Origin of the sequence: Pseudomonas aegrilactucae, assembly GCF_019168305.1 — a bacterium.
Lineage (GTDB): Bacteria > Pseudomonadota > Gammaproteobacteria > Pseudomonadales > Pseudomonadaceae > Aquipseudomonas > Aquipseudomonas aegrilactucae.
Genome location: NZ_JAHTBI010000053.1, coordinates 23,732 through 38,094 on the forward strand (window position 1 = coordinate 23,732; position 14,363 = coordinate 38,094).

General features: G+C 63.4%; 19 protein-coding genes. 7 read left to right on the forward strand and 12 right to left on the reverse strand.

The window, feature by feature from the left end:
- Positions 1-43 precede the first annotated feature (43 nt).
- Complete coding sequence (locus KUO17_RS15580) at positions 44-517, forward strand: cyclic nucleotide-binding domain-containing protein (RefSeq protein ID WP_217976438.1); 474 nt, start codon at positions 44-46, stop codon at positions 515-517.
- Here KUO17_RS15580 and KUO17_RS15585 read toward each other — a convergent pair.
- Positions 514-792: a hypothetical protein gene (locus tag KUO17_RS15585; RefSeq protein ID WP_217976439.1), complete on the reverse strand. Its 279-nt coding sequence runs from the start codon at positions 790-792 to the stop codon at positions 514-516. The two genes, KUO17_RS15580 and KUO17_RS15585, sit on opposite strands and share 4 nt — an antisense overlap.
- A 125-nt stretch (positions 793-917) precedes the next feature.
- On the opposite strand from KUO17_RS15585, the gene KUO17_RS15590 reads away from it, so the two are divergent.
- The 3 genes from KUO17_RS15590 to KUO17_RS15600 all read left to right on the forward strand — a co-directional run bounded on the left by KUO17_RS15590 (position 918) and on the right by KUO17_RS15600 (position 2,261).
- Positions 918-1,292 (forward strand): YajD family HNH nuclease, encoded by a 375-nt coding sequence (locus tag KUO17_RS15590; RefSeq protein ID WP_163951055.1) that lies wholly within the window; start codon positions 918-920, stop codon positions 1,290-1,292.
- A gap of 65 nt (positions 1,293-1,357) precedes the next feature.
- Positions 1,358-1,828 carry an RNA methyltransferase gene (locus KUO17_RS15595; RefSeq protein WP_217976440.1) on the forward strand — a complete coding sequence of 157 codons (471 nt, stop codon included), beginning with the start codon at positions 1,358-1,360 and terminating at the stop codon, positions 1,826-1,828.
- Between the two features lie 67 nt (positions 1,829-1,895).
- Positions 1,896-2,261, forward strand: a complete 366-nt coding sequence (locus tag KUO17_RS15600) for a YgaP family membrane protein (RefSeq protein ID WP_217976441.1) — start codon at positions 1,896-1,898, stop codon at positions 2,259-2,261.
- On the opposite strand, the gene KUO17_RS15605 is transcribed toward KUO17_RS15600, so the two are convergent.
- Positions 2,258-3,478: a hypothetical protein gene (locus KUO17_RS15605; RefSeq protein WP_217976442.1), complete on the reverse strand. Its 1,221-nt coding sequence runs from the start codon at positions 3,476-3,478 to the stop codon at positions 2,258-2,260. The genes KUO17_RS15600 and KUO17_RS15605 overlap by 4 nt on opposite strands.
- Positions 3,479-3,522: 44 nt before the next feature.
- Positions 3,523-3,969 (reverse strand): YcgN family cysteine cluster protein, encoded by a 447-nt coding sequence (locus KUO17_RS15610; RefSeq protein WP_217976443.1) that lies wholly within the window; start codon positions 3,967-3,969, stop codon positions 3,523-3,525.
- Positions 3,970-4,120: 151 nt separating this feature from the next.
- Here KUO17_RS15610 and KUO17_RS15615 point away from each other — a divergent pair, with 151 nt between their 5' ends.
- Positions 4,121-4,714: a nitroreductase family protein gene (locus KUO17_RS15615; RefSeq protein WP_217976444.1), complete on the forward strand. Its 594-nt coding sequence runs from the start codon at positions 4,121-4,123 to the stop codon at positions 4,712-4,714.
- 123 nt (positions 4,715-4,837) lie between these two features.
- Here the strand turns inward: KUO17_RS15615 and KUO17_RS15620 are convergent, their stop codons facing one another.
- The 5 genes from KUO17_RS15620 to KUO17_RS15640 form a co-directional block, all read right to left on the reverse strand.
- Positions 4,838-5,770, reverse strand: a complete 933-nt coding sequence (locus KUO17_RS15620) for a D-2-hydroxyacid dehydrogenase (RefSeq protein ID WP_217976445.1) — start codon at positions 5,768-5,770, stop codon at positions 4,838-4,840.
- An 80-nt stretch (positions 5,771-5,850) separates the two neighbouring features.
- A complete protein-coding gene (locus KUO17_RS15625) occupies positions 5,851-6,144 on the reverse strand; it encodes a YcgL domain-containing protein (RefSeq protein ID WP_217976446.1) in 294 nt (97 codons plus the stop codon).
- The gene (gene rnd, locus KUO17_RS15630; protein WP_217976447.1) at positions 6,141-7,274 is read right to left on the reverse strand and encodes a ribonuclease D; all 1,134 of its coding nucleotides are present in this window, start codon (positions 7,272-7,274) and stop codon (positions 6,141-6,143) included. The genes KUO17_RS15625 and rnd overlap by 4 nt, the downstream gene beginning before the upstream one ends.
- A 107-nt stretch (positions 7,275-7,381) precedes the next feature.
- Complete coding sequence (locus KUO17_RS15635) at positions 7,382-9,016, reverse strand: phosphoethanolamine transferase (RefSeq protein WP_217976448.1); 1,635 nt, start codon at positions 9,014-9,016, stop codon at positions 7,382-7,384.
- 204 nt (positions 9,017-9,220) lie between these two features.
- A complete protein-coding gene (locus tag KUO17_RS15640) occupies positions 9,221-9,592 on the reverse strand; it encodes a 5-carboxymethyl-2-hydroxymuconate Delta-isomerase (RefSeq protein WP_217976449.1) in 372 nt (123 codons plus the stop codon).
- 113 nt (positions 9,593-9,705) lie between these two features.
- Here KUO17_RS15640 and KUO17_RS15645 point away from each other — a divergent pair, with 113 nt between their 5' ends.
- Entirely contained in the window at positions 9,706-9,939 is a 234-nt protein-coding gene (locus KUO17_RS15645; protein WP_217976450.1) for an HP1242/YdcH family protein, read from the forward strand.
- Here KUO17_RS15645 and KUO17_RS15650 read toward each other — a convergent pair.
- The 3 genes from KUO17_RS15650 to cysC are packed head-to-tail and all read right to left on the reverse strand — an operon-like array spanning position 9,933 to position 12,288.
- Positions 9,933-10,886 (reverse strand): sulfotransferase family protein, encoded by a 954-nt coding sequence (locus tag KUO17_RS15650; protein WP_217976451.1) that lies wholly within the window; start codon positions 10,884-10,886, stop codon positions 9,933-9,935. The two genes, KUO17_RS15645 and KUO17_RS15650, sit on opposite strands and share 7 nt — an antisense overlap.
- Positions 10,874-11,665, reverse strand: coding sequence for an aspartyl/asparaginyl beta-hydroxylase domain-containing protein (locus tag KUO17_RS15655; protein WP_217976452.1), 792 nt, complete (start codon positions 11,663-11,665; stop codon positions 10,874-10,876). Before KUO17_RS15655 ends, KUO17_RS15650 begins: the two co-directional genes overlap by 13 nt.
- Positions 11,662-12,288 (reverse strand): adenylyl-sulfate kinase, encoded by a 627-nt coding sequence (gene cysC, locus KUO17_RS15660; protein WP_255263606.1) that lies wholly within the window; start codon positions 12,286-12,288, stop codon positions 11,662-11,664. The genes KUO17_RS15655 and cysC overlap by 4 nt, the downstream gene beginning before the upstream one ends.
- A 168-nt stretch (positions 12,289-12,456) precedes the next feature.
- Between cysC and KUO17_RS15665 the strand changes: the two genes are divergently transcribed.
- Entirely contained in the window at positions 12,457-13,164 is a 708-nt protein-coding gene (locus tag KUO17_RS15665) for a phytanoyl-CoA dioxygenase family protein (RefSeq protein ID WP_217976454.1), read from the forward strand.
- On the opposite strand, the gene KUO17_RS15670 is transcribed toward KUO17_RS15665, so the two are convergent.
- The gene (locus tag KUO17_RS15670) at positions 13,118-14,350 is read right to left on the reverse strand and encodes a trans-sulfuration enzyme family protein (protein ID WP_217976455.1); all 1,233 of its coding nucleotides are present in this window, start codon (positions 14,348-14,350) and stop codon (positions 13,118-13,120) included. The genes KUO17_RS15665 and KUO17_RS15670 overlap by 47 nt on opposite strands.
- Between the last annotated feature and the right edge of the window lie 13 nt (positions 14,351-14,363).

Here is a 14,363-nt window from a genome sequence, read left to right on the forward strand (position 1 = left end):
CGCTGACAGACACCACAACCCTCCAAGAAAAAGACCGACCGCAATGTCCGAACCGACCCACCTGAACAACGAAATCCGCGACATGCTCATGGACTGCGGCCTGTTCGACCAGCTGCTGCCGGCCGACTTCCAGACCGCTGCCGGCTACTTCAGCATCAGCACCATGGCCCAGGGCGAAGAGATCTTCCACGAAGGCGATGCCGGCACGTTCATGTGCATCATCCATACGGGCCAGGTGTCGGTGCGCAAGACCGACCCCGAAGACCGCCAGATCGAAATCGCTACCCTGCGCAAAGGCCGCGCCTTCGGTGAAATGGCCGTGCTCGACGGCGAACGCCGTTCGGCCAGTTGCGTGGCCGCCAGCGACTGCCAGTTGCTCAACCTGGGCAAGGACTCACTGGAGAAAATGCTCAACGACGCGCCGAAAATCGCCGCCAAGATCATCCGCGCCCTGGCCGTGGCGCTCTCGCGGCGCCTGCGCATGCTCGACGGCCAACGCCTGTCGCAGCAGGTCTAGCTGTCGCGCGGCCTGTCTTTGCTGGCGCCCGGCGAGAGGCCCGGCAAAGGCTGGTCCTTGGGCGGCGCCGGTAGCGGTATCGGCGGCAACAGCGGCGCACCTGGCGTGCCCTGCCCTGCGCGCGGCGGCGTCGAGGGCGCCACCTGCGGGTACGGCGTGGGCGTCGGGGTACCGGGTGCCCCCGGTACCGGCGCGATCGGCCGCGGCTGCAGGTCGGCGGCCTGAGCTTGGGCAAGCCAGGCAATCAACAACAGGGCAGTGCTCGCTTGGCGCATACGCAGGCTCCTGGAGGGTGCTGCCTACAGGCTACGCGCAAGCGCAGCAGTTTGCCTGTCCGAAATGCCCGTCATGGCGCTAAACTTCACGGCATAACCGTAACAAGCCCGAGAAAGGTACAACCATGAGTTCGGCAACCTCTTCCGCCGCCGCCACCGCGCGGCTGGACCGCATCCTCGCCGATGCCAAGCGCGACAAGGACATGGGCTACCGCGACAAAGCCCTGCGCATGTACCCCCACGTATGCGGGCGCTGCGCCCGCGAGTTCGCCGGCAAGCGCCTGAGCGAGCTGACCGTGCACCACCGCGACCACAACCACGACAACAACCCGCAGGACGGTTCCAACTGGGAGCTGCTGTGCCTGTACTGCCACGACAACGAGCACTCGCGCTACACCGACCAGCAGTACTTCAGCGAAGGCTCCACCGCCAGCCCGAGCATCGCCAAGGCCACCCACAACCCGTTTGCCGGGCTGGCAGGCCTGCTCAAGAAAGACTGACGCAGCGCCCCACCCGTGCCGGCAAGCCCGTATAATCGCGTTCTTTTTTCAAAGGGCCCCGGCACGTGGCGAACAAACGGTACAGCTGCATTGGTCTGTTCAACCCCAAATCAGCGGAGAACGTCGGTTCGGTGATGCGTGCGGCGGGGTGCTATGGCGTCAACTCGGTGTTCTACACCGGCAAGCGCTACGAGCGTGCGCGTGATTTCGTCACCGACACCAAGCGCGTGCACTACGACATCCCGCTGATCGGCATCGATGACCTGCAGAAGATCATCCCGCTGGGCTGCACGCCAGTGGCGGTCGAACTGGTCGAGGGCGCACGCGCCTTGCCCGAGTACACCCACCCGGACCGCGCCCTCTACATTTTCGGCCCCGAAGACGGCTCACTCGACGCCGACGTGCGCGCCTGGTGTGAAGAGACCATCTACATCCCGACCAACGGCTGCATGAACCTGGCGGCCACGGTCAACGTGGTGCTTTACGACCGCATGGCCAAAGGCCTGAATACCCGCTCCGGGCCTAAATTCAAGTAATCCGCGGGAACGTCGGGCGCCCTGTGGGGGTCTGCTGACTATCCATGCCCCCCACAGGAGAACGACCATGTCCGAGAACAAGACCCTGACCCTGGCCACACCGTTTCAAAGCAAGACCGAGCACAACGTGCAGGGCTGGGAGCGCGCCGGCTCCGTGGCCACCGGCGTGGTGATGGTCGGCAAGGGCCTGCGCCGTGGCGGTTTCGTCGGCCTGATCCAGATCGCCATCGGCGGCGTGGCGCTGGCGCGCGGTATCACCGGGCACAGCTCGGCCAAAAGCCTGATCGAGCGCGGACGCCGCGACCTGGATCAGATCCGCGCCAAGATCGAACGCACCGGCGCCGAGCTGCAGGCACTGCAGGCCAATGCGCAGGCCGCCACCCGCAGCGCCACGGTCACCGGCAACGATTCGTTGAAAAGCCCCAAGGCCTAACGCAGCAGTTTGCTCTCCAGCACCTCGGAGCCACGCCCCAGCACGCTTTCACTGAGCTGGATAAACTCCTCGGTGCTGACGCTGTTCAGGCGCATCAGGCCCTGGGTCACATCGTCCAGTGAGCGCTGGTTGTGCGTCTGCAGGCGGATCTCCCGGTCCAGCGCCTGCAACAGCAGCACCGCCCGCGCCACCCCCGCATCACTGATCTGCTCGCCACGCAGCGTGGTGACCTTTTCGCCCTGCCTGGCCAAGCGTGCCTGCACGGCGCCGTAGCGCTCCTCGCTCATGCCCCCGGCCCGACGCAACAGCTCGATGCCGTAATACTCGGCCAGCCCCTCACCGATCCAGTCGCTGCGCTGCTGGTCGTTGACCTGTGCGAATACCCGCACCAACTCACGCAACAGCGGGCTGCCACCATTCTCGCTGACCAGCGGCTGGCTGCTGTTGAGGTAGATGGAGTAGTGACCAGCCCGCGTGCCACGCCACAGCTGGTCGCGCGCGCCTACCAGCAGCAGCTTGGGCGGGTTGCGCGGGAACACGGCCTGCAATTGCGGCCAGACGAAGGTCAGCAGGGTGAGCGTGTCCATGCGGCGCAGCCCCTGGCCTTGCGGCCCGCTGACGGTGACCTCGGTGTCGCCCAGGCGCGTGCGCCGGCTACCCAGCGTGCCGGCGAGCATCCAGCCGGTAGGACGGTCGAACAGCCGCGCGGGGTTATCGACCCGAAAACGTTGCTTGCCGATACGCGGCCAGGCGGTTTCGACACTCTTCCAGCCGGCGGGCAGCTCGAATGCCAGGCGTGCGACCAGCTCGGTGCCGTCCTGCTGGTCGAGCCGGGCCGGCGGCACCAGGTCCTCGCCACGAAACAACGCCCATTCGGGGGTAACCCGGCTGTCGAAGCCGGCGTTCTTCAAGGCATGGTTGAGGCTGACCCGATAGCTCAGGCTGGCCTTGCCCGGCGCCGGCTGCCACAGGCCGCGGCGTGCATCGGCCTGCAACTGCCACGGCCCGTCGGCCTTGAAGTCGCTGTAGAGGGCCTCGCGCCCCAGGTCGAAATCCAGGCTGCGTACCGCCGCGCCCTCGGCCAGGGTCAGGCGGACTTCGGCCTGACCGCCGCCGGGTAGCAGGCGCACGTGGTAATCCAGGTTGATCTTCTTGGCCCAGGCGCCGTGGCTGGCCAACAGCAGCGCAGCCCCGAGCAGGCAGTGACGCACACCCATTCACATCCCTCTGCGCCGGTCATGGCGCGACACCCGCCACCGGCTCAGCCGGCGCGGAAAATCAGATAGTCTTCCCAGTCGTCTTCGGCCACGCTGTCCTCACTGACCATGCGCCCCGCCCACGAGATGCGCTGCTTGTGCACCTGTTCGCGACTGCCGCTGACCAGGTGATGCCAGCCGGGCAGGTCCTTGCCCTCGCTGACCAGCCGGTAGCCGCAGGTAGGCGGCAGCCACTTGAACTGGTCGGCCTTGCCGGGGGTGAGCTGAATGCAGTCGGGTACCGACTTGAAGCGGTTCGGGTAATCGCTGCACTGGCAGGTCTTGAGGTCGAGCAGTTTGCAGGCAATGCTCGTGTAATAGACGCTGTTGTCATCTTCGTCCTCGAGCTTTTGCAGGCAGCACAGCCCGCACCCATCGCACAGCGACTCCCACTCCTGGCGATCGAGCTGATCGAGGGTCTTGCTGATCCAGAAGGGTTGGGTGGCAGGCATGAGGCGGTTTGTCCTGTTTCAATTCGAGTGCGCGCGCGTGGCGGCGCCAGTCTAGGGGGTGTGGGCGGGCATTGCCATACCGCTTGTCAGGGTTGACGCCACGCAGTAGTTTGGCAGCCCATGCCTTTCTCAACCCTGTCAGGACCTCACCATGAGTGCTAATCCTCGCGTTGCCGACCATGCCATTGACGAGCAGTTCATCCAGCGCTGGTCGCCCCGCGCCTTTACCGGCGAGCCGATCGAGCAGGCCACCCTGCTGAGCTTCTTCGAAGCCGCGCGCTGGGCACCCTCGGCCTACAACTCGCAGCCGTGGCGCTTCCTTTATGCACGCCGTGACACACCGAACTGGGAGCGCTTCCTGGGCCTGCTCAACGAATTCAACCGCAGCTGGGCGCAACACGCCTCGGCGCTGGTACTGGTGATCTCCAAGACCACCTTCACCGCCCCGGGTGCCAGCGAAGAAAGCCCGGCGCTGTGGCACACCTTCGACACCGGCTCGGCCTGGGGCCACCTGGCGTTGCAGGCCAGCATCAGCGGCTGGCATACCCATGGCATGGCCGGTTTCGATCAGGAACTGGCACGCCAGGCGCTGAAGATTCCGGAAGGTTATGTGCTGCATGCGATGGTGGCGGTCGGCAAGCTGGGCGACAAGGCGAGCCTGGCCGAATACCTGCAGGCGCGTGAAGTGCCAAGCCCGCGCAAGCCGCTGAGCGAGCTGGCGGCCGAGGGTGATTTCAGCCTGTAAGGCTTGAAATGGCGTCGCCCCTTTCGCTGGCAAGCCAGCTCCCACAGGTTCACCACTGCTCTCAAAGGCAGTGATGTCCCTGTGGGAGCTGGCTTGCCAGCGAAGGGAGCGACGCTGCTTTAATCAGTAGCCCCGCTCGAAATCCACCTCACCGCGCAACCCCTGCCCCGCTTCATACGCCCGCAGATTCTCCACGAACAGGCGCACCATCGCCGTCGGCGAGGTCGGCGCCGAGCTGTGCCCGGTCAGCAGCAACCCCCAGGCGGTCCAGAACGGATGGCGCTGCGGCAATGGCTCCTGGCGGCACACGTCGATCACCGCGCCCGCCAAGTGCCCCAGCTTCAACGCCTCGACCAGGTCCGCATCGACCACCGCCACCCCGCGCCCGGCATTGATGAACACCGCCTCGGGGTTGAAACGGGCAAACAGCGCGGCGTTGTACAGGTCATGGGTGGCCGGCGTGTCGGGCAACAGGTTGACCACATAATCGACCTCGCCGACCAACCGCCCCAGGTCGTCCAGCCCCGCCACCTCGACGAACGGCACCTGCTCACGGGCCTGGCTGGCTACGCCATACACCGTGACGCCGAACGGCAGCAGGAACTCGGCCACCTGCTGGCCAATGTCGCCGGTGCCGACAATCAGCACCCGCCGCCCCTCCAGGCTGCGCCCCGGGCGCCCGTCCCATTTGCGCTCGACCTGGCTCACCAGCCGCGCCATCACCTCGCGCTCATGCCCGAGCATGTAGGTGAGCACATATTCGGCCATCACCTGACCGAAGATGCCCACCGCACGGGTCAGACGATATTCACGCGCCAGCCCCTCGGCCAGCAGCGGGGTAATCCCGGCCCAGGTCGATTGCACCCACGCAGGCGCATGGCCCTGACGCAACAGCGTGGCCAGCAGGTCCGGCTGGCCCAGCCATACCGGGCAGTCGGCAGCCAGCGCCGAGAGTTCGGCGGAGTCGCCACTGGTGCGCACCTCCAGCTCCGGCAGCGCCTCGCGCAGCAGGCGAGCGTAAAGGGCATGATCCTGTTCGGCGATCAGTACGCGCATGTTCTAAGCAACCTTGGCAGCAGCCACGGCAGCGGCCCGGTAAACACCGAAGGCCGCGCCATGCAAAAACGGAGGGAAGGTCAGATCGGGTCGTTGCGACGCAGCAGCTCTTCGGGCAAGTGCTCGATGTACTCGTCCTCGAGAGGCGGCATCTGCAGGTGATAACCCTGGGTTTCGAGGTTCTCCAGCACTTTGCCGATATCTTCGCGGGCCAACTGGCGCTCGGGGGTCAACACCAGGTCAAAGGCATGTACCGGCTTGCCGAACGCGGGCAGCAGGCCCTCGGGTACGCGCTCCAGGCCATCGGACTTGAGCACGTACAGGTACATTTCGTTCTTGCGCGGGCTCTTGTAGATCGAGCAGATACGTTTCATGGCTGGTCTCCGGCGCCAGCAAGGCAATCGAGCAGCGCCTGGCCCATCCGCTCGCGGCGCCAGCCACGCAACGAATCAGGCAGTTGATAAGGCCCTTTGGGGTAGCCGCTCTTGAGCAGCGCCTCGAGGGTTTTCTTGCGCAGCATCAGCTCGGGCGCAATATTCAGGCGTTCACCTTCGGCCTGGCCAATGGCGCGCAGTTGCTTGAGCAACGACGAGGCTTCGATCGGCAATGGCTCGGGCAATGCCGGTGGCCATTCGCTAGGCGGCACGCTGGCGGCCTTGCGGATCAGTTCCAGCAGGAACTCGCCATCCTGGCGGAGGGTGCGCGGGTGCATGTCTTCGATCTTGGCCAGCGCCGACAGGTTGTCGGGCTGAGTGCGTGCGATCGGCCACAGCGAGTGCTCACGCAGCACACGGTTGCGTGGCAGGTCGCGGGCACGCGCCTCGCGCTCGCGCCAGGCGCACAGCTCGCGCAGCACGGCCAGTTGCGCGCGCGAAAGCTTCCAGGCCAGCTTGGCGTCACGGTACAGCTCGTACGGGTCGATTTCGCGGCGCAGTTGCGCCACCAGCTCGGCGCCGTCCTCCAGCACCCAGGCGTACTTGTCCTCGGACAGTTGCGGGCGCAGGCGCTCGTACACCTCGGCCAGGTGTACCGCATCTTCGGCGGCGTAGCTGACCTGGGTGTCCGACAGCGGGCGTTGCAGCCAGTCCGAGCGGGTTTCGCCCTTGGGCAGCTCGATGCCGAGCACTTCCTGCACCAGGCGCGAATAACCCATCGAGAAGCCCAGGTTGAGGTAACCGGCCGCCAGCTGGGTATCGAACAACGGTGCCGGCAGGCTGCCGGTGAGGCGCAACAGCACTTCGAGGTCTTCGCTGCAGGCGTGCAGCACCTTGGTGACGCGGGTGTCTTCGAGCAGACCGGCCAGCGGTTGCCAGTCACCGATCAGCAGGGGATCGATCAGAAAAGCGCGTTGCCCGTCACCGACCTGGATCAACCCGGCGATGGGATAAAACGTGTCAACCCGCATGAACTCGGTATCAAGCGCTACATAGGGCAACTGCCGCCACTGCTGGCAGTGCTCGGCCAGGCTGCGGTCGTCGCAAATCCAGTGAATATCGATGGCCACAAGGCTCTCCCACAAACAATGGCGCGCAGTATATACGGCGCAGGCCACCGCCGGGAAACCGCACGACAGCCGTTCCCTCGCCAGCCGCGCACGCGGTCGGGGGTAACTCAGTGGTTCGCCAGTACCGGGCGGCAACTGGCGAACAGGTCCAGCTGCGGGTCATAGACCGAGGTACGCACCCGCAACAGGCCCAGCACCGAATGAAACAGGTTGTCCTGGCTCAACGGCTGCTGGCGCTCGCGTGCCAGGCAATCGGTGTCCACAGCAAAGTCCTTGCGGTAGTTGTCAGAAAACCACGCCAGCATCGGCACGTGTTTCTGCTGCTCCGGCGCCAGCATATACGGGGTACCGTGCAGGAACAGGTGGTACTCACCCAGCGACTCGCCGTGGTCGGACAGGTAGAGCATGGCAGTGTCGACCTGGCCCTGCTTGCTGCGCAGGATATCGATCAGCGAAGCCAGCACATGGTCGGTGTACACCAGCGTGTTGTCGTAGGCATTGATGATGCTCTGGCGGTCGCACTTGTCCAGGGCATTGCTGCGACACACCGGGGTGAAGCGCTCGTAGGCCGGCGGATAGCGCTTGAAGTAATCCGGCCCGTGGCTGCCCATCTGGTGCAGCACCAGCACGGTGTCCTGTTGCAGGTTGTCGATCATCGCTTCCAGCCCCTGCAGCAGGATCTCGTCATGGCACTCGCTGTCGGCGCACAGCGCCGGGTCCTTGAGGTTGCTGACATCGACGAACGTCACGCGATCACAGGTGCCCTTGCAACCGGACTGGTTGTCGCGCCAGCGCACGTCCAGACCGGCACGTTTGAGCACGTCCAGCAGGCCTTCCTGGTGCTTCGCCTTGCTGGCGTCATACTGTTTGCGGGTAAAGTTGGAAAACATGCACGGTACCGACACGGCCGTTTCGGTCCCGCAGGAATGCACATCGCTGAAGGCGATCAACCCGGCTTCCTTGCTCAACTGCGGCGTTGTATCACGGCTGTAACCCAGCAGGCCGAAGTTCTCGGCCCGGGCACTTTCGCCCACCACCAGCACCGTCAGCGACTTGCGCCCCTGTTGCTGAACAGCCACGGGTCGCACGGCATCTTCACCCAGGCTGCGAAACGGCTCGCGGGCCGACCCCAGCTGCTCGTGCAGGTAGCCGACGGTAGCGCCAACATAGTTGCTGGGCACGATCATCAGGCGCAACTCATGATGATTGCGGAACAATGAAGACAATCCTTGATAATTGAGCAGCGCAACGCTCGCCAATACTCCCGCACTGGCCAACCCCACCAGCAACTTGCTGAACAACTCCCGGGGGAACCGACGGTAATGGATCGGTGTTTTGTACAGCACGATTACCGGCACTACACCCAATAGCAGAAGATAGGCCAGCAACGTAAACGAGAGCAGGTCACGTACTTCGGTGGTATTGGTTTCCACGGTATTGCGCAACATGCCGATGTCCATCAGCACGCCATAATGATTCATGAAGTAAGCCACACCGGCACTGACCAGAAAGAGTGTGGCCAGCACCGGCTTGAGCACGCCCCGAAACGCCAGCAGGGTCAGCACCAGGTTGAACGCGCACAGCAGGATCACGGCAAACGCGGCCCGCAGCAGCAGGCCTGCCCCATCCCCCGGCACAATCGAGAAAACATGCTGCCACAGCACCGCATTTAAACCGAACAACAGGTACAGGCTGGCAATCAACGTGACCCATTCGGCACGCAGGGGTTTGACCTTGAGCATGGCACTTCGCTTCTTGATGAGTCCGTCATGATGTCGTTGCAACATCGAGTAATAACAGGGCGGACTGTAGGCAGCGTGCCATCAATTTTTTGTGAAAAAGGCGACAACAAATAATTGTTGCGTGCTTATCATCGAGCAGAATACTTCTTGTTCAGCTTTTATTCAGAAACAGGACACAAGTGCCCTGTTCCCTTCAGCCGCTTATCACGCTTCTGCCGGCAGCAGCACCTTGACGTAGGTGTCACGGTCCATGTCCCTGACCTCAACGCTCAGTTGCACTTCCAGCGTCGACGCACCTTGCACGGCCTCTTTCAGTACCTCGAGCAGGCTGCTCGACAGTTGCTGCTTGACCTCAGCGCTGCGGCCACTGAGCAAGGCCAGCCTGACACAGGCAAATGCCCGGTCCACAGGGGCCACACCGACGCGAAAGTCGGCAAAAGCCTGGGCACGGGCCTTGATGTCGAGTTCCTGCGCGAATTGGCCGCTGCCCACCAGGGCATGGTTCAGACGCAACAGGGTCTTCTCGACATCCAGTTGCTTCAGGTTGTCGCTGTACTCCAGGTGCAGATGCGGCATTGCTCAGGCGTCCGTTCAGGTCATAGGCCGTACAGACTACCCCACCCGCCGAGGCCGGCAAAGGCGTCTATCCTCAAGGATCATGCCCCCACCAACCCAGCAGAGGTGAAGAAATGCCGGTCAAGCACGATTTGCTAGCGGACCTGAATCTGACCAAAGAGGCGTTCGAGGCGAAAAAGAAAAGCGATTCTCGCCTGAGTCAACTGCATAAAGAATACGAGGCGATCGACGCCAGAGTGCTCGAGGCAGAAAAAGGCGGTGCCAGCGACGACCAGGTCACTCACCTGCGCAAGGAGCGGCTACGCATCAAGGACAAGATCGTCCAGCACCTCCAGCCCGCTCACTGATCCCGCTGCAGGCGCAATGTTTCCAGCCCGGCATAGGCCGCCGCCGCCCAGTGCTCGATACGCTCGCGTAACAAGAGCGAGGCCTCGCGCTGCTTGGCCGGGCTATCTGCCACGAATACCTGCGAGGGTGACTTGGCATGCAGGCCGGCAGCCGTGAATGCCTGCTCCACCGCCGCACCTTCGAGATTGAACACGCCGGCCAGCCGCCCACCCATGGCCTGCGGCAATTCGCAGTAGTTGACCACCAACCCGCCCTGCGCGGTGCAATGCTGCAGCCCGGCCGCCAGCAGCAGCCCCAGACGCCGCGCCACGTCATCCTCGCGACTGACGAAAGGCCCAGTGCCTTCCAGGTGAGCCGCCCCCAGCATGCCCGCAATCATGTGCATCCCGGCCCGACGCAGGTGCGACACGGCGATCTCCAGCGGGTCGCGGTACAGGTACAGCCACGGGACATGGGGGAAGCACGCGTGCAACAGGGGAAACTCCACGATGTTCCAGGCATCAAGCTTGATCACCAGCGCGGTCTCGCGCCCACTGCGCACCTGGCCGTAGGCCGACAACAACCCCTGTATGGCCGCGGCACGCTGCTGCGCAGGCATTGTGCTGCGCAGCAGGGTATCGAGCGCAGGTGGCTCGCAAATCACGATGTGCGTGTCCAGGCGCGCCAGCATCTGGCCGATCAGCGTTGAGCCACAGCGTGAGGCATGATGAATGAATGCCGTGGGGGCAAGCCCGGGGCTTGTGCGTTGCCAGTCGCTCAGCGCGCTCAATGGCGTTACACGGCGCAGCACCTGGTTGAACGGCAGGCGCAAGGCGTCATCGACATCATCCCGGAAGAACGGCTGTTGCAGGCGCTGCTCGCCAAACCAGCACCAGTCCACGCACCACTGTTGCTGCGCCTGCCAGATACGGATCGGCAGCCAACCCTTGAAACTCACACTCTCCATTGGTCGCTCCAGCGTGCGCGCCCCGCCCGCATCGCTGCACGCAGCTGTTCACGGTCAAAATCCAGGCCCTGTGCGGCAGCCATCGTCAGGGTGCGCTGGATGAACGCCTCGACATCGTGCAACGCCTGCAACTCGGCGCTGGCCTCAGGCTGATGCAACAGCCATTGCTGAAACTGCGCGAAGGCTTCGCCAGCCTGGCCGCACCCCAGGGCCGGTGTGAGGGGCAGGCCCCTCTCGATCAGCCCACAGATCCACGGCCCAGGGCGGCAATCCACCACCAGGTGGATACGCGCCGTGCTGTCACGGTTGTGCACGCTGTGGCGCCGTGCCAGGTCGAGGAACCAGCATTCGCCGGCAGCCATGGGAATGCGTTGGCCGTCGAGCATGAAATCCACCTGGGGCGGGCTCAGCAACGGTACATGCAGGCGCAGGTCGGCATCCTCGCCGTCCAGGTCGTAGTCGCGGTGCTCGTGAATCTGCGCGCCGGCGCCCAGGCGCAGCAGGCGCGCCGAGCGAATATCCACCGCCAGTGCCTGCAACCCCTGCTGCCAGCGCAGGTCGCGCAGCCAGGGGGCGGTGGGCCTCGCAGCAGCGGCGCCATGCCCGAGGGGGATGGGCGCGTCGATGGCTGCAATCAGCGGCACGCCGCTCCAGTCGCCCGCGTAGTAATGCTGATTGAAGTGCGGTTGCCAGTCGCTGTCGGCGATGTCGTCCAATGCGGCCAGCAGCAAGGGCAGGTCGACCTGCACCGAGAGTCGAGCACACAGGGGGCGGCTCATGCGTCGGGTATCCGGCCGTGGGCCTGGAGCCAGCCGAGCAACTGCTGTACGCAGAACGCCAGCGGCTGCACGCCGGTCTCGATCACCATGGCCGCGTGCTGCGGCGCCTCATAGGGCGCCGACACTCCGGTAAGCCCGGGCAGCCGGCCTGCGCGAGCGCGGGCGTAATGCCCCTTGGGATCGCGCTGTTCGCACACGGCCAGCGGCGCGTTGCACCACACTTCGATAAAGTCCTCACCCAGCCTGTCGGCCAGCAGCGCACGCTGTCGGACCAACGGCGCGATCATCGCCAGGATCACTACCTGGCCATTGCCGAGCAGCAAGGCAGCAAGCTCCGCGGCGCGGCGGATGTTCTCCTCGCGGTCGCGGTTGCTGAAGCCCAGGTCGCGGCTCAAGCCGTTGCGCAGCACGTCACCGTCAAGCACCAGGCTGTGCACGTCGCGAGCAAACAACTGCGCGTGCAGCGCCTGGGCCAGGCTCGACTTGCCGCAAGCGGGCAAGCCCGTGAGCAGCACGACAAACGCCCGGTGACCGTTGCGTGCTTCGTGCTGCTGGCGGCTGATCACAGCCGAATTCGGGGTGTGCGGCAAGGTCGGGGATACGTCGGAACAGAGGCTGGGCAAGCGCGCACCTATGGACAAGTCCGTTTGTAGGACAAAGCATACCCGAGGGGCAATTCGGGGCACTAGTGGTGTTTTGATATCGTCCCCTTGGCCGATGCCTGCCCGATGTTCTAGTCTGGCGCCAAGCGTGCTGCAGGACGCGTGAGCAGCAAAGGACTTGAAGACATCATGACTGACCGCGAGCAACTGCATCGACAGGGTTACACCCTGCTTCGTCGAGCGATCCCCGCCCAGTGGCTGGATGAACTTGGGCGTACGTTCGACGCCGGGGTGAAGCCCTCGGAACAATGGCCTGTGCCCCGTGGGCCGGGCTGGCGGCATTCACAGCTGGACTGTGATACGAGGGTTCAGGCGGTGTGCCGCCTGCCCCAGGTACTGACGGCAGTGAGTGCGTTGATAGCAGAACGGTTCTTCCTCGCCCAGGTGGAGGGACGCGAACCCCTTGCCGGTGGCGGTCATCAGTTGCTGCATCGTGACTTGTCAGCCCAACGTCCCGGCGACACGATCATCGCGCTGGCGTATCTGGACGACTACGGCCCCGACAACGGCGCCACGCGCGTCGTCCCCGCCAGTCACCGGCCTGGGCCGCAGGCGCCAGCCTTCGATTTCAATGACGAATCCCGGTCCGTGCAACTTTCAGGCACTGCGGGCGACATTCTGGTGCTGGACGCCGACCTGGTGCACGCAGGCAGCCTGAACATCAGTGGCGGGCGAAGGCGCACCCTGCTGATCAGTTACCGTGCAGAGCCGTTGTACCCGTCGCACCTGGAGACAGCGAGCCTGCGAAGTGTTCGGATGGAGACCCGCGAGCGATTCGAGCCTGGGGATTTTAGCTCAGCGCTGCACGACGCAATGCGCGCCGGATGTCTGCCTTGATATCATCACTGTCTTCCAGGCCAACGGATATTCGAACCAGGCCGTACGGCACGCCTATCTTCTCCAGATCGGTACTTCCTTCCTTGGCAAAACTGCCGTAGTGGTAGCACAACGACTCGATATTGCCAAAGGTTGTACCCAGGCGTATCAGTTGCAGATGACGAACAAAGGCTGCGCCCTCTTCGCGCGAAGGGAAAACAAGGGCGACAAGGCCTGTATGCAATGAGGGAAGAACACCGTTGGCCTGCGCACTTTCAGTCAACCACACTGCGCGCCATTCCAATTGGGGAAACTCCTCACATAGCATCGCAATGACAGCCTGTGCATTGTCCGCATGCTGTTTCAATCTCAATGGGAGCGTTCTCAATCCCCGCAGGGTGAGCCATGCCGAGAACGGATCCAATATCAGGCCTGCGCTTTCCCGGTGATACTTCAATGCCTTGAACAGGTCCGGGGCATTGGTGCTGACCATTCCGCCCATCACATCGCCGTGACCATTGATGTGCTTGGTGATGGAGTACAACGTTACTGCGGCCCCCAGGGACAGCGGTTTTTGGCAGGCCGGGGTAAGGAAGGTATTGTCGACAACAAGCAAAATACTGTGCTTTACGCAAAGCTGTACCAGATCAGGAATATTGATATCCAGAAACGCCGGATTGGTAGGGGCTTCGATAAAGATCATTTTCGTGTTTGGTCGCAGGGCCGCCTCAAATGCCACGACCGCGTAGTCGTCGATAACCGACATTTCCATACCGCGATTGCGCGTTTCATACTCAAGCTGATCAATGACTTCATAAAATAGGCTATGGGGCACGATGACATGATCGCCCGGGTTCAACAGCGCTCGAAAAACAAGCAGGCAGGCTGTCATTCCGCTATTGACCGCCAGACTGTAGGTGCAGCCTTCAAGGGCACGGAATTTCGCTTCCAGAATTGAAACAGTAGGGTTTGCATAGCGTTGGTATGCAAAATTCTCCCTGTCTGGATTACCCAGCATTTCCCTGCCTTCCTCAATCGAATTCAGGAGTGTCGCGGAATTGCAAACGAGTGCAGGAACGGGAAATTGATCCAGCCCGACCTCATGTTGCCCTGAATGGATTGCCTGGGTAGCCAGCCCTAAAGAAGAGGCAAGAAGCTCAGCACGACATTGAACTTCACACGGGTCTGTTTTTTCTGTTGAACTCATGACGGACCTGAAG

Coding starts and splice junctions, on each gene's coding strand:
- KUO17_RS15610 (WP_217976443.1), bottom strand. CDS start 3,969: ATGCCTGCCACCCAACCCTTCTGGATCAGCAAGACCCTCGATCAGCTC.
- KUO17_RS15640 (WP_217976449.1), bottom strand. CDS start 9,592: ATGCCGCATCTGCACCTGGAGTACAGCGACAACCTGAAGCAACTGGAT.
- KUO17_RS15670 (WP_217976455.1), bottom strand. CDS start 14,350: ATGAGTTCAACAGAAAAAACAGACCCGTGTGAAGTTCAATGTCGTGCT.
- KUO17_RS15635 (WP_217976448.1), bottom strand. CDS start 9,016: ATGCTCAAGGTCAAACCCCTGCGTGCCGAATGGGTCACGTTGATTGCC.
- KUO17_RS15615 (WP_217976444.1), top strand. CDS start 4,121: ATGAGTGCTAATCCTCGCGTTGCCGACCATGCCATTGACGAGCAGTTC.
- KUO17_RS15590 (WP_163951055.1), top strand. CDS start 918: ATGAGTTCGGCAACCTCTTCCGCCGCCGCCACCGCGCGGCTGGACCGC.
- KUO17_RS15625 (WP_217976446.1), bottom strand. CDS start 6,144: ATGAAACGTATCTGCTCGATCTACAAGAGCCCGCGCAAGAACGAAATG.
- KUO17_RS15665 (WP_217976454.1), top strand. CDS start 12,457: ATGACTGACCGCGAGCAACTGCATCGACAGGGTTACACCCTGCTTCGT.
- KUO17_RS15600 (WP_217976441.1), top strand. CDS start 1,896: ATGTCCGAGAACAAGACCCTGACCCTGGCCACACCGTTTCAAAGCAAG.
- KUO17_RS15605 (WP_217976442.1), bottom strand. CDS start 3,478: ATGGGTGTGCGTCACTGCCTGCTCGGGGCTGCGCTGCTGTTGGCCAGC.
- KUO17_RS15655 (WP_217976452.1), bottom strand. CDS start 11,665: ATGAGCCGCCCCCTGTGTGCTCGACTCTCGGTGCAGGTCGACCTGCCC.
- KUO17_RS15620 (WP_217976445.1), bottom strand. CDS start 5,770: ATGCGCGTACTGATCGCCGAACAGGATCATGCCCTTTACGCTCGCCTG.
- KUO17_RS15650 (WP_217976451.1), bottom strand. CDS start 10,886: ATGGAGAGTGTGAGTTTCAAGGGTTGGCTGCCGATCCGTATCTGGCAG.
- KUO17_RS15645 (WP_217976450.1), top strand. CDS start 9,706: ATGCCGGTCAAGCACGATTTGCTAGCGGACCTGAATCTGACCAAAGAG.
- KUO17_RS15580 (WP_217976438.1), top strand. CDS start 44: ATGTCCGAACCGACCCACCTGAACAACGAAATCCGCGACATGCTCATG.
- KUO17_RS15585 (WP_217976439.1), bottom strand. CDS start 792: ATGCGCCAAGCGAGCACTGCCCTGTTGTTGATTGCCTGGCTTGCCCAA.